The sequence below is a fragment of the Streptomyces vastus genome (assembly GCF_039532825.1).
Classification (GTDB): Bacteria; Actinomycetota; Actinomycetes; order Streptomycetales; family Streptomycetaceae; genus Streptomyces; species Streptomyces vastus.
Genome location: NZ_BAAASJ010000113.1, coordinates 256,167 through 268,502 on the forward strand (window position 1 = coordinate 256,167; position 12,336 = coordinate 268,502).

Genomic DNA, 12,336 nt, shown 5'->3' on the forward strand with positions numbered 1-12,336 from the left:
CTCTCACCCCCTCCCGACCCCTCCCGCCCTCTCGAGGGCGATCGCGTGCAGCTTCTCCAGGCGTTCGCGGGACTCGGCGTCGGCCGGGGCGAACGTCAGCATGCGGGGACCGTTGTGCGGGCCCAGCCACAGGTCGGTGCTGTCCACGGTGAGCAGGCCGACGTGGGCGTTGGTGAACTGCTTGCGTTTGCTGCTCGCGCTCACGACTTCGTGCCGTTCCCAGATCTCCCGGAATTCCGGCGACTCGGTACGCAGCCGATTGAGCAGCATCTTCCAGGCGGGCTCCGCGAGATGACCGGCCATCGAGGCGCGGAACTTGGCGGCCATGATCCGCATGGTCTCCTCCAGCCGTACGAGCGACGACTGCCAGTCCTCGTTCGTGAAGCACAGGAGCATGCAGTTGCGGTCCTGAGGCGGGATGGCGTCGAGGTCGCAGAACAGCAGCCCGTACGTGCGGTTGTAGGCGAGGACGTCGTACCGGCTGTTCTGGATGGAGGCCGGGATCGGATCCAGCTGTCGCAGGAGTGCGCGCTGGGCGTCGGTGACCGACGCGCAGTGCGCGCCGGGTGCGGGGTCGACGGCCCCCGCCAGGTTGAAGAGGTGCGCGCGCTCGCTGGCGTCGAGCATCAGCGTGCGGGCGAGGGCGTCGAGGACCTGGACGGAGACCTGGATGTCCCTGGCCTGTTCGAGCCACGTGTACCAGGTGACGCCGACCGCGGAGAGCTGCGCGACCTCCTCGCGGCGCAGACCCGGGGTACGTCGGCGGCGGCCTCGGGGCAGGCCGACCTGCTCGGGGGCGATGTGCTCGCGGCGGTGACGCAGAAAGGCGGCGAGCTCATGTCGCCGGATCACCGACTCCCTGGCCGCCACCGGCTCCTTGTCTTCGCGGGCCTCCGCCGCGTGAATCTCCTGAACCTCCCGGACCATGCTCGTCATGCCTCCAGCCTGCCGCCTGGCCGATCCTGTTGCCAGGTACTGCTTCTACCAGGATGAGCACACTCTGGTACCCGTCTGGGAGTTGGCCCACGCTGAGGTACGTGACCGACACAGGAACTCTCGACCGAAGTGCCGCCCGCTCCCACGCCGCCCCGCCCGTGCTCGGCGGACTGGGGCTCTTCACCGTGCTCCTCGGCGCGGCACTCCCCCTCATCGACTTCTTCATCGTCAATGTCGCCCTGCCGACGATCGGCCGCGACCTGTCCGCAGGCGAGGCGGTCCTGGAACTCGTCGTCGCCGGATACGGAGTCTCGTACGCCGTGCTCCTCGTCCTCGGCGGACGGCTCGGCGACATGTTCGGCCGGCGTCGGCTCTTCCTCGCCGGTATGGCCGCCTTCGGGCTGACCTCGCTGGCGTGCGGCCTTGCACCCACCGCCTGGACGCTGGTCGCGGCACGCGTCGCACAGGGCGCGGCAGCCGCGGCGATGCTGCCGCAGGTCCTCGCCACCATCCAGTCGGCGACTCAGGGTCCGCGCCGCGCCAAGGCCATGAGCCTGTACGGCGCGACGGCCGGGCTCTCCATGGTCGCGGGCCAGATCCTCGGCGGCGTCCTGGTCGCGGCGAACATCGCGGGCACGGAATGGCGCTCCGTGTTCCTGGTGAACGTGCCCGTGGTGCTGCTCGGCCTGATCCTGGCCGCACGCACCGTCCCCGAGACGCGCTCGCAGCATCCCGAGCCGGTGGACGTCCCCGGCACAGTGCTCCTGGCCGTCTCCCTGCTGACCTTGCTGGCGCCGCTGACCGAGGGCCGGGCGGCGGGCTGGCCGCTGTGGACCTGGCTGGCGCTGGCGGCGTTCCCCTTCGCGGCGACGGCGTTCTACCTCGTCGAGCGCCGGGAGGACCGCCAGGGCCGTACGCCCCTGGTGCCGCCGAGTCTGTTCGCGCTGGTGTCGTTGCGCCGGGGCCTGGCCATGGTGGTGCCGTTCTCGATCGGCTTCAGCGGCTTCATGTTCGTGATCGCGGTGGCGCTGCAGCAGGGTGCCGGGCTCGGCCCGGTCCCGGCCGGACTCGCGCTGGCGCCCATGGCGGTGGTCTTCCTGGTCGTCTCGCTCTGGGGCCCTCGGCTCGTCACCCGCCACGGCACACGCGTCGTGACCGTCGGCGGACTGATCCAGGCGGTCGGCGTGGCCCTCATCGCCCTCGCCGCCTGGCGCTCCTGGCCGGACCTGGGCGTGGTGGAACTGCTGCCGGGCGCGGCCGTGGCGGGCGCGGGCCAGGCCCTCCAACTCCCCGTCGTCTTCCGCGTGATCCTCTCCGAGGTTCCGCCCGCGCGGGCCGGAGTCGGCAGCGGCGTGATGATCACAGTCCAGCAGTCGGCCCTCGCCCTGGGCGTCGCCACCCTCGGCACCCTCTTCCTGGCCCTGGTACCCGGCCTGGGCATGCGAGACGCCCTGGTCACAACGCTGTTGGCGCAGTTGGCGGGCATCGTCCTGACGATCCTGCTGAGCCTGCGCCTGCCGCGCAGGATCAGCTAGCGCCTCGAGGTCCGACGCCTTCCGTGCGCCAAGTCTCCTCACAAGTGACCCCTGTTGATGTTGGTCTTGCTGCAAACTCCTTCTGCGAGCCGCCCTACAAGAGGAGTTCGTCATGCTGGAGATCAACACGAGCAAGGTCAGCCGCTGGGACCAGCACGGCCGCGAGCACGTCGTACGGGTTCAACGCGCGGGGATGCAGCGCACCGTCAGATGTGATACGTGCGGCTGGAAGAAGGGCGCGCAGTTCCTGCCGTGGCTGAAGGCGGAGGAACACCTCGCGGAGGCGCATCAGGCGACGGTGGATCCGTCGGAGGGATAGCGGAACCGGTCCCTACCGTGTCCGCCCGGCGCCCACCAGCCGACCCCGCAGGCGGGCCGCGTCCTGGGCCGGCGGCAGTCCGTACGCCCGTCGGTACTCGCGGTTGAACTGCGTCGCGCTCGCATACCCGACCGCCTCCGCGACCAGCGCCACCGTGGTGTCGCCGGCGAGCAGACGGCGGCGGGCCTCCTGAAGTCGCAGGTGCTTCTGGAAGCGCAACGGGCTCATGCCGGTGGCCGTCTTGAAGTGGCGGTGCAGGGTGGCGGGGCTCATGTGGGCCACCGAAGCGATCGTTTCGATGCTGAGCGGCTCGGTGAAGTGAGCGCAGATCCACCTGGCCGCCGTGCGGACCCGGGCGGCGGCGGTGTCTGCAAGCGTGAAGTGACGCAGAGTCGGGCCGAGGGGACTGCCGAGCAGGCGGTAGAGGATCTCGCCCTCGATACGGTTCGCCAGGGGGCGGATGTCGTCCGGGGTGTCGAGCAGGCGTACCCATCGGGTGACCGCGTCGACGATCTCGGGGGTCATCGGTGCGGTGATCTGCCCGCCGGACTCGGGCTCGGGCCCGGTGAGCGTGACGGGGTCCGTTCCGTCCAGTTCCAGCAGGAGGTCGGCGAGCGTCGGGCCGTCGAGGCGCAGCACCGCCGAGCGGTACGGCAGCCGCTCGAACGTGGAGGTGACCGGCAGCACGAGCGAGTTGAAGAGCATCTCCCCGCTCCCGGTCGTCCAGCTCCGGTCGCCCGCGACACTGCTCTTGGAGCCGTCGACGATGAAGCAGATCATCGGCTCGTACAGCAGGTCGATGGGGGTGATGGGCTCGTCCAGCCTCACCAGCCGGAGGCGTGGCACCGCGGTGTCGGACCACCAGTCGTCGCCGTGCCGGGCGATGGCCGACGCGAGCTCGTCGAGCATGGAGCGCTCCCTGGATGGTGGGGGTCATGAGCGGGATCAGTGCCGGATCCTGAGCGGGAACCTGAACAGGAGGCTGAGAGGATCAGGCAATTCTATGCGGTCTGCGGCCCATGACCCGGCGGCCCCATCGCTCATAGCGTCGACGGCATGACACAGCAGGACACAGACCAGAGCAGGAACCTGCCGACGCGCAAGCTCGGCACGCAGGGCCTTCAGGTCGGGGCGATCGGTCTCGGCACGATGGGTATGACCATGGCGTACGGAGCCGGCGACGAGCCCGGCGGTATCGCCACCATCCGCAGGGCGTACGACCTCGGCGTCACCCTCTTCGACACCGCAGAGCTGTACGGCATGGGCACGGGTAGCAACGAGCAACTGCTCGGCCGGGCCGTGAGGGACTTCCGCGACGACGTCGTCATCGCCACCAAGTTCGGCTTCGACATGAGCGTCCCGCAGAACGGCGCGGGCTTCGCGCTGAACAGCCGCCCGGACCACATCCGTGAGGTCACCGAGAACAGCCTGCGCCACCTCGGCACCGACCACATCGACGTGCTGTACCAGCACCGGGTCGACCCGGACGTACCCATCGAGGACGTGGCGGGCACCGTCGGCGAGCTGATCGCCGAAGGCAAGGTGCGGTACCTGGGGCTCAGCGAGGCGGGCCCGGACATCCTGCGGCGCGCCCACGCCGTCCACCCGGTGTCCGTGCTGCAGACCGAGTACTCGGTGTTCGAGCGGGCGGTAGAGGCCGAAGTACTGCCCGTGGTACGCGAGTTGGGCATCGGCTTCGTACCGTACTCACCGCTGGGCCGCGGTTTCCTCACCGGTGCGGTGAAGCCCGCCGCCGAATACCCCGCGGACGACATGCGCAGTTGGGACGACCGCTGGCAGCCCGGCAACTACGAGAAGAACCTGACCGCCATCCGCGAGCTGACCGCGCTGGCCGACGCCAAGGGCATCACGGTCACGCAGTTGGCGCTGGCCTGGCTGCTGGCCCAGGGCGACGACATCGTGCCCATCCCGGGCACCCGCAGCCCGCAGCGCCTCGCCGAGAACGTCGCGGCGGCGCACGTCACGCTCACACCGCAGGACCTGGCCCGTGTCCAGGAGATCCTGCCGCAGGGCGCGGCCGGGTCCCGCTACCCGGAGGCGATCATGCCCACCTGGTGAGAGCCGGTCAGGCGCGCAGCCCTCGGAGCACCAGGCCCATGACCGCCTCGAACTCCGCGTCGATTCCCGGCTGTTCCCATTCGGGGGCGTAGACGGGGTCGTGGAAGCGGCCCGTGGCGTGGAAGAGGGCGCGGGCGGTGGTCGCCGGGTCGGTGGTGGTGAAGACGCCTGCATCGACACCGGCCCGGACGATCTCCGTCAGCTGGCCGGTCAGTTCGGCGAGGTGCCGGCCGACCGCCTCGCCGTTCTCGCCGGCCAGCACGCTGTACGTGGCGAAGAGCTCGGGATCGTCCCCCGCCTTACGGCGCTTGGCGGCGAAGAGGGCGGAGAACCACTCGCGCAGCCGGTCCTCCGGGTCCCGATCCTCCTCGGTGACGATGCCGGACAAGGTCCCCGTCGTACGGTCCAGCCACCGCATCGTCACGGCCTCTCGGAGCGCCGCCTTCGTACGGAAGTGCCGGTAGACGCTGCCGTGGCTGACGCCGAGCGCTCGGGCCACGTCCACCACGGTGGCCTTCGCGGGGCCGTGGCGGCGCAGCACCTCCTCGGTCGCTTCGAGGATGCGCTCGGCGGTCAGAGTCTCGGTGGTCGCCATGCCGATGACCGTACCCGGCGGTGCCGTCAGCGCTCGCTGTCGAGGTGTGCCATCTGCTGCTCCGGGTAACGCTCGCCCGCGACGGCGTCGGCCGGCACCGCGTCCTCGATCGCGGCGAGGTCGGGGGCATCGAGGGTGACGTCGAGCGCTCCGAGCGCCTCCGTCAGGCGGTCCCGGCGCCGTGCGCCGATCAGCGGCACGATGTCCTCGCCGCGGGACAGCACCCAGGCGATGGCGATCTGCGCGACCGAGACGCCCTTCTGCTCGGCGATCTTCCGCAGCGCCTCGACGAGGCCCAGATTGTGCTGGAGGTTCTCGCCCCGGAAGCGGGGCGAGAACGAGCGGAAGTCGTTCGGCGCCAGCTGCCGGTCCGCGGTGAAGTGCCCGGAGATCAGCCCCCGGGAGAGCACGCCGTACGCCGTGATGCCGATCCCCAGCTCACGGGTGACCGGCAGCACCTTGTCCTCGATGCCGCGCGAGATGAGCGAGTACTCGATCTGGAGGTCCGCGATCGGCGCGGTCGCGGCGGCCCGGCGGATCGTCTCGGCACCGACCTCACTCAGGCCGATGTGCCGGACGTACCCCTTCTCGACCAGTTCCGCGATCGCGCCCACCGTCTCCTCGATCGGCACGTCCGGGTCGAGGCGGGCGATCCGGTAGACGTCGATGTGCTCGACGCCGAGGCGCTGAAGCGAGTACGCGGCGAAGTTCCTGACCGCGGCCGGGCGGCCGTCGTATCCGGCCCACCCCTCGTCCGGGTCGCGCAGGGCACCGAACTTCACGCTGGTGAGCGCCTGTTCGCGCCGCGCGGCGGGCGCGGTCCGCAACGCCTCGCCGATCAGCATCTCGTTGTGCCCCATGCCGTAGAAGTCACCGGTGTCGAGCAGGGTCACGCCCGCTTCGAGGGCGGCGTGGATGGTCGCGACGGACTCGGCGCGGTCGGCCTCGCCGTACAACGCCGACATGCCCATGCAGCCGAGGCCGAGAGCGGAGACCCGGGGGCCGGTCGTTCCGAGAGGACGGGTTTGCATACGAACTCCTTAGGATCCCGGCGGGGTGGAATCCCCGCCGGATGGGATGTCGTACGTTCACCCTGACATGACAGATGACAGATTTCAATATCTGTCATCTGTCACTTCTCACCTGTCATGTGTCAGTGATTGCCCGGACTCGGCTCAGCCCTGTCGGAGCGGCAACGCCAGGTCCACAACCGCCCGGCCGCTGTCGAACGTCCCGGTACGAGCCACCGAACCGTTCAGCAGGTCCGCCCGGTACAGCCGCTGCTTGCCGTCGACGCGCAGGACGGCGTACGCGGTGTTCGAGCCGGAACGGGTCGAGGTGTAGACGTCGAAGCCCGCGCCCGGTCCGGCGTCCACGCCCAGCTTGCCGGTGGGCGCGAGGTTGCCCGCGTTGGCCGGGGACTGGACGGAGACCTGGTCGAGAGCCGTGTCCACGTCGAAGAGGGTGGTGGCGGTCGTCGCGGCGAGATCGTTGTTCGTGTACGCGGCTCCGGTCACCCCCTGCGCCGTGGCCCCGGTCGTTGCGGGCGGAACCGGCGGATTGCTGAGCGTGCCGTCGACCGCGGTGGTGCCCGCGGCCGGGGCGCCGGCCGGGTCGTCGATGTTGTGGCGGAGGTTCTGGCCGGTGTCGCTGATGACCCGCAGCCGGTTCGCGGCCGGGTTGAAGTCGACGCCGAAGGAATTGCCCTGCAGGGCCACGCTCAGCTGCGAGACCTTGGTGGCCTTGGCGCCGATCTCGCGGATCGTGTAGATGCCGCCGCGGTCACCGACGCCGTACAGCTTGTTGTTCTGTACGCGGTAGTCGATGCCGATCAGCTTGCTGTCCCCCTTGAGCCGGTTCACCTTGCCGAGCGGCAGGGTGCGGTTCGGCTGGTCGACACGGAACTTGACGAGCCGCTGGTTGTCGGTGAGCCCGATGGCGCTGAGCCGCCCGCCCGAGCCCGCCGGCACCGCCCCCGCACCGCCCTTGGCCTCGATCACAGAAGAGGACGAGGCCGCGGACGACGAGGCCCCCTGCTCCCCGTGACTCCCAGCGACACAGCCGACGGTTCCGATGGCCAGCGCCATGGTCGCGACGCCGATGATTGCCTGCTTACGCATTGATGCCCCCGTGACAGGTCCACAGCGACCCACCCCCTGCGGGCCGCGTATGCCCACCTCTTCGGAACGGTTTGGGCCTTGGATTGCGAATCCGCCGGTTCTGTTACATCCGTTACGGACGAGACAGAACCGGGGCATTTGAAACGGGCAGGTCCGCGCTAAAAAACGCGCGGTTCCCCGCGCCCCGTAAGGGGCGGGGAACCGCGCGTTTTTAGGGGCGCGTGGCTGTATCAATTTGCGGCTCCGCCGCGATGGGGGTCCCCCCGCTCGAGCGAATTCGAGAGTGGGGGAGCGACCAGCCGCAACGAACCCGCAGCCGCCCAACCACACGAACCCGGCAGACGCAGGCGGGTCTGGGGCGCAGCCCCAGTGGGGTCGTCCGGGGCGAAGCCCAGGATGGGACGGGTAGGGGCGGCGGGGGCGACCTAACAGCCGATCAGCCGACTCGCCAGGTACCCCTCGATCTGGTCCAGCGAAACACGTTCCTGCTTCATCGAGTCCCGCTCACGCACGGTCACCGCGTTGTCGTCCAGCGTGTCGAAGTCCACCGTCACACAGAACGGCGTACCGATCTCATCCTGCCGCCGGTAACGGCGCCCGATGGCACCGGCATCGTCGAACTCGATGTTCCAGTGCTGCCGCAGCGCCGAAGCCAGCCCCTTGGCCTTGGGGGAAAGCTCCGGGTTCCGCGAAAGCGGCAGCACCGCGACCTTGACCGGCGCAAGCCGAGGGTCGAGCCGCAGCACGGTCCGCTTCTCCATCTTCCCCTTGGCGTTGGGCGCCTCATCCTCGACATACGCGTCGAGCAGGAACGCGAGCATCGCCCGCCCGACACCGGCCGCGGGCTCGATGACGTACGGAGTCCAGCGCTCGCCGGCCTCCTGATCGAAGTAGGAGAGGTCCTGGCCGGAGGCCTTCGAGTGGGCACCGAGGTCGTAGTCGGTCCGGTTCGCGACGCCCTCCAGCTCACCCCACTCGTTGCCGCCGAACTGGAAGCGGTACTCGATGTCCGCGGTGCGCTTCGAGTAGTGGGAGAGCTTCTCGGCCGGGTGCTCGTACCACCGCATGTTCTCCTCACGGAGACCCAGGCCGGTGTACCAGTTCCAGCGCTGCTCCATCCAGTACTCGTGCCACTTCTCGTCCTCGCCCGGCTTGACGAAGAACTCCATCTCCATCTGCTCGAACTCGCGCGTACGGAAGATGAAGTTGCCCGGAGTGATCTCGTTCCGGAAGGACTTGCCCATCTGCGCGATGCCGAACGGCGGCTTGCGGCGCGAGGTCTGCTGGACCTGGGCGAAGTTGGTGAAGATGCCCTGCGCGGTCTCGGGGCGGAGGTAGGCGATGGAGCCGCTGTCCTGCGTGGGGCCGAGGTGCGTGGAGAGCAGACCGGAGAACTGCTTGGGCTCGGTGAACTGTCCCTTGTTGCCGCAGTGCGGGCAGTTGACCTCGGCGAGGCTCTCGGGCATGCGGCCGTGCTTGGCCTCGTACGCCTCCTCCAGGTGGTCCGCGCGGAACCGCTTGTGACAGGAGGTGCACTCGGTGAGCGGGTCGGTGAAGGTGGCGACGTGACCGGAGGCCACCCAGACCTCGGTCGCCAGGATCACCGAGGAGTCGATACCGACGACGTCCTCGCGCGACGTCACCATGTAGCGCCACCACTGGCGCTTGAGGTTCTCCTTGAGCTCGACACCCAGCGGCCCGTAGTCCCAGGCGGCGCGCTGGCCGCCGTAGATCTCACTGCACGGGTAGACGAAGCCACGGCGCTTGCTCAGGCTGACGATGGTGTCGATCTTGTCGGCGGCCACGGTGCTCTCTTCATTACGACGACGGCGATGAAGCGATTGCTTCGGGAGCGATGCTTCAGGAGCGAATGCTTCAGATTACCGGCGGTCCCGCCCCCCGGATCAAATCGGTTCGGGTTGAGGACGGACAGAGCGCCTACGCAGGGTTTACCTGCCTCTTACCAGGACGCTTGTTGACAATCGTTTCCACTTTCATTGAAAATGGGTGTCATGAACGTACGACGACGCCTCGCCGCCTCTCGAATAAACACCGCCGGGACCGCGGCACTGGCGGCCACCGCCCTCGCGATCAGCACTCTCTCCGCCTGCTCCTCCGACTCCAACGCCGCGGAGGGCGAGGGTGACGGGAAGCTCGACGTCGTGGCGTCGTTCTATCCGATGCAGTTCCTCGCGGAGCAGATCGGTGGGGACCACGTCAGTGTGACCTCCCTGACGGAGCCCGGCCAGGAGCCGCACGACCTGGAGATCAGCGCCCAGCAGACGGCGAAGCTCCAGGAAGCGGACGCGATTCTCTATCTGAAGGGCCTGCAACCCTCCGTCGACGAGGCGGTGGGCCAGTCCGAGGTCAAGACGAAGCTCGACGCGGCCACGCTGACGAAGCTCGAGGACCTCGGCACCGAGGACGGCCACGAACACGGCGAGGGCGAAGAGGAGCCCGCCGGCGAGGAAGAGCACGCGGGTGAGGAGGAGTCGACCCTCGATCCGCACGTCTGGCTGGACCCGGTGAAGTACGCCGAGATCGCCGAGGGCGTGGGCAAGGCCCTCGAGAAGGAGGACCCGGACAACGCGGCGGACTACAAGAAGAACACCGCGGACCTCGTGAAGAAGCTGGACGACCTCGACACGGCGTACGAGGACGGCCTCAAGAACACCAAGACGAAGGTCTTCTTCACCAACCACGCGGCCTTCGGCTACCTCGCCCAGCGCTACGGCCTGACCATGGAGGCCATCGCCGGCCTGGAGCCGGACAGCGAGCCGAGCGCGGCGCGGGTCAAGGAGCTCCAGCAGGAGGCGAAGGCGGACGGCGTCACCACCGTCTTCTACGAGACACTGGTCTCCGACAAGACAGCGAAGACCCTGGCCGCGGACGCCGGTCTCAAGACTGATGTACTCGACCCACTCGAGGGCATCACCGACAAGTCCAAGGGCGACGACTACTTCCAGGTCATGCAGGCGAACCTGACGGCGCTGGAGAAGGCTCTCGGCACGACGTGACCACGGAACAAGGCAAAGGGAGGGCGCGAGCCATGAAGGCTGACCAGCCCGGGGAACCCGTCATCGCCCTGCGCGGTGTGACGGCCGAACTCGGCTCACGCCCTGTCCTGCGCGGCATCGACCTCACCGTGCACCGCGGTGAGGTCGTCGCGCTGCTCGGCGCGAACGGCTCCGGCAAGTCCACGGCCGTCCGCACGGTCATCGGTCAAGTCCCGGTCACCCGCGGCGAGATCGAGCTGTTCGGCACACCGCGGCGCCGTTTCAGCGACTGGGCGCGCGTGGGGTACGTACCGCAGCGCACGACGGCCGCGGGCGGGGTGCCCGCGACGGTGACCGAGGTGGTGTCGTCGGGGCGGCTGTCCCGGGCCCGTTTCGGGATCCTGCGCAAGGCGGACCGCGAGGCCGTCCACCAGGCCCTCGAGCTGGTCGGCATGGCGGACCACGCCAAGCACTCCGTCGACGCACTGTCGGGCGGCCAGAACCAGCGCGTACTCATCGCCCGTGCCCTCGCCGCCCAGCCGGACCTGCTGATCATGGACGAGCCGATGGCGGGCGTCGATCTGGTCAGCCAGGAGGTGCTCGCCGAGACCCTCCGCGAGCAGGTCGGCCAGGGCGCGTCCGTACTCCTGGTGCTGCACGAACTGGGCCCGCTGGAGGCGTTGATCAACCGCGCGGTCGTCCTGCGCGACGGCTGCGTGGCACACGACGGCCCGCCTCCGCCCGCGGTCGGCCAGCATGCGCTGCCCGGCCACGACCACGTACACCCGCACGCGGCGCACGACGCCGAACCGGTCCGCACGGGCCTGCTGAGCTGAGGAAGCTGAAGGACCGGCCATGGACATCCTCGATTACGCCTTCATGCAGCGGGCCCTGCTCGCCGCCGTGCTCGTCGGTATCACCGCGCCCGCCGTCGGCATCTACCTCGTACAGCGCCGCCAGGCCCTGATGGGCGACGGAATCGGCCATGTCGCGATGACAGGCGTGGGCCTCGGCTTCCTGCTGTCCTGGTCCCCGGTCTGGATGGCGACGCTCGTGTCCGTGGTGGGCGCGGTGCTGATGGAGCTGATCCGCTGGTACGGCAGGACGCGCGGCGACATCGCCCTCGCCATGCTCTTCTACGGCGGTATGGCGGGCGGCGTGATGTTGATCAACCTCGCGCCGGGCGGCTCCAACGCCAACCTGACCTCGTATCTCTTCGGCTCGCTGTCGACGGTGAGCGAGAGCGACGTGACCGCGATCTGCCTGCTGGCGGCTTTCGTGGTCCTCGTCACTCTGGGCCTGCGCCGGCAGCTGTTCGCGGTGAGCCAGGACGAGGAGTTCGCGCGGGTGACCGGGCTGCCGGTCCGCGCCCTGAACCTCCTCACGGCCGTCACGGCGGCCGTCACGGTGACGGTCGCGATGCGGGTCGTCGGCCTGCTCCTGGTCTCCGCCCTGATGGTGGTGCCGGTCGCCGCCGCGCAGCAGCTGAGCCGCAGTTTCGCGGCCACCTTCGCGGTCGCCGTGGCGATCGGTGTGAGCGTGACGATCGGCGGCACGGTCACCTCGTACTACCAGGACGTGCCGCCCGGCGCGACAATTGTCCTGCTGACCATCGGGGCGTTCATCGCGCTGACCGCACTGGCCACGCCGCTGAACCGGCGCCGGGCGCGGGCCATGGCGCAGACCGCCGGGGACCCTGCGGAGTGCGCGATTCCGGCCACCCGTGACGCCTCGGGGAAGGTCGGCGTCTGACTGC

At 69.3% G+C, this 12,336-nt stretch carries 12 protein-coding genes; 6 read left to right on the plus strand and 6 right to left on the minus strand.

The genetic code is table 11. The features are described from left to right. Window positions 1-3 precede the first annotated feature (3 nt). Window positions 4-936, minus strand: a complete 933-nt coding sequence (locus ABD357_RS35995; protein WP_344395463.1) for a helix-turn-helix transcriptional regulator — start codon at window positions 934-936, stop codon at window positions 4-6. Between the two features lie 101 nt (window positions 937-1,037). Between ABD357_RS35995 and ABD357_RS36000 the strand changes: the two genes are divergently transcribed. Both ABD357_RS36000 and ABD357_RS36005 read left to right on the plus strand, forming a co-directional pair. Next, window positions 1,038-2,471 carry an MFS transporter gene (locus ABD357_RS36000; RefSeq protein ID WP_344395464.1) on the plus strand — a complete coding sequence of 478 codons (1,434 nt, stop codon included), beginning with the start codon at window positions 1,038-1,040 and terminating at the stop codon, window positions 2,469-2,471. A 112-nt stretch (window positions 2,472-2,583) separates the two neighbouring features. Continuing rightward, a complete protein-coding gene (locus ABD357_RS36005; protein WP_344395465.1) occupies window positions 2,584-2,790 on the plus strand; it encodes a hypothetical protein in 207 nt (68 codons plus the stop codon). Window positions 2,791-2,802: 12 nt separating this feature from the next. Here ABD357_RS36005 and ABD357_RS36010 read toward each other — a convergent pair whose 3' ends face one another. Beyond that, the gene (locus ABD357_RS36010; RefSeq protein WP_344395467.1) at window positions 2,803-3,699 is read right to left on the minus strand and encodes an AraC family transcriptional regulator; all 897 of its coding nucleotides are present in this window, start codon (window positions 3,697-3,699) and stop codon (window positions 2,803-2,805) included. A gap of 147 nt (window positions 3,700-3,846) precedes the next feature. Between ABD357_RS36010 and ABD357_RS36015 the strand changes: the two genes are divergently transcribed. Next, the gene (locus ABD357_RS36015; protein ID WP_344395468.1) at window positions 3,847-4,869 is read left to right on the plus strand and encodes an aldo/keto reductase; all 1,023 of its coding nucleotides are present in this window, start codon (window positions 3,847-3,849) and stop codon (window positions 4,867-4,869) included. 7 nt (window positions 4,870-4,876) lie between these two features. Here ABD357_RS36015 and ABD357_RS36020 read toward each other — a convergent pair whose 3' ends face one another. From ABD357_RS36020 to ABD357_RS36035, 4 genes are all read right to left on the minus strand, one after another. Beyond that, complete coding sequence (locus tag ABD357_RS36020) at window positions 4,877-5,464, minus strand: TetR/AcrR family transcriptional regulator (RefSeq protein ID WP_344395469.1); 588 nt, start codon at window positions 5,462-5,464, stop codon at window positions 4,877-4,879. A gap of 26 nt (window positions 5,465-5,490) precedes the next feature. After that, window positions 5,491-6,495: an aldo/keto reductase gene (locus ABD357_RS36025; RefSeq protein WP_344395470.1), complete on the minus strand. Its 1,005-nt coding sequence runs from the start codon at window positions 6,493-6,495 to the stop codon at window positions 5,491-5,493. Between the two features lie 144 nt (window positions 6,496-6,639). Then, on the minus strand, window positions 6,640-7,584 hold the full coding sequence (locus ABD357_RS36030; RefSeq protein ID WP_344395471.1) for a DUF4394 domain-containing protein: 945 nt from the start codon (window positions 7,582-7,584) through the stop codon (window positions 6,640-6,642). A gap of 425 nt (window positions 7,585-8,009) precedes the next feature. Further along, the gene (locus ABD357_RS36035) at window positions 8,010-9,389 is read right to left on the minus strand and encodes a glycine--tRNA ligase (protein ID WP_344395472.1); all 1,380 of its coding nucleotides are present in this window, start codon (window positions 9,387-9,389) and stop codon (window positions 8,010-8,012) included. Between the two features lie 207 nt (window positions 9,390-9,596). Here ABD357_RS36035 and ABD357_RS36040 point away from each other — a divergent pair, with 207 nt between their 5' ends. The 3 genes from ABD357_RS36040 to ABD357_RS36050 are packed head-to-tail and all read left to right on the plus strand — an operon-like array spanning window position 9,597 to window position 12,332. Then, window positions 9,597-10,601 carry a metal ABC transporter solute-binding protein, Zn/Mn family gene (locus ABD357_RS36040; protein WP_344395473.1) on the plus strand — a complete coding sequence of 335 codons (1,005 nt, stop codon included), beginning with the start codon at window positions 9,597-9,599 and terminating at the stop codon, window positions 10,599-10,601. 32 nt (window positions 10,602-10,633) lie between these two features. After that, window positions 10,634-11,416, plus strand: a complete 783-nt coding sequence (locus tag ABD357_RS36045; protein ID WP_344395474.1) for a metal ABC transporter ATP-binding protein — start codon at window positions 10,634-10,636, stop codon at window positions 11,414-11,416. 19 nt (window positions 11,417-11,435) lie between these two features. Next, window positions 11,436-12,332: a metal ABC transporter permease gene (locus tag ABD357_RS36050; RefSeq protein ID WP_344395475.1), complete on the plus strand. Its 897-nt coding sequence runs from the start codon at window positions 11,436-11,438 to the stop codon at window positions 12,330-12,332. Window positions 12,333-12,336: the final 4 nt, after the last annotated feature.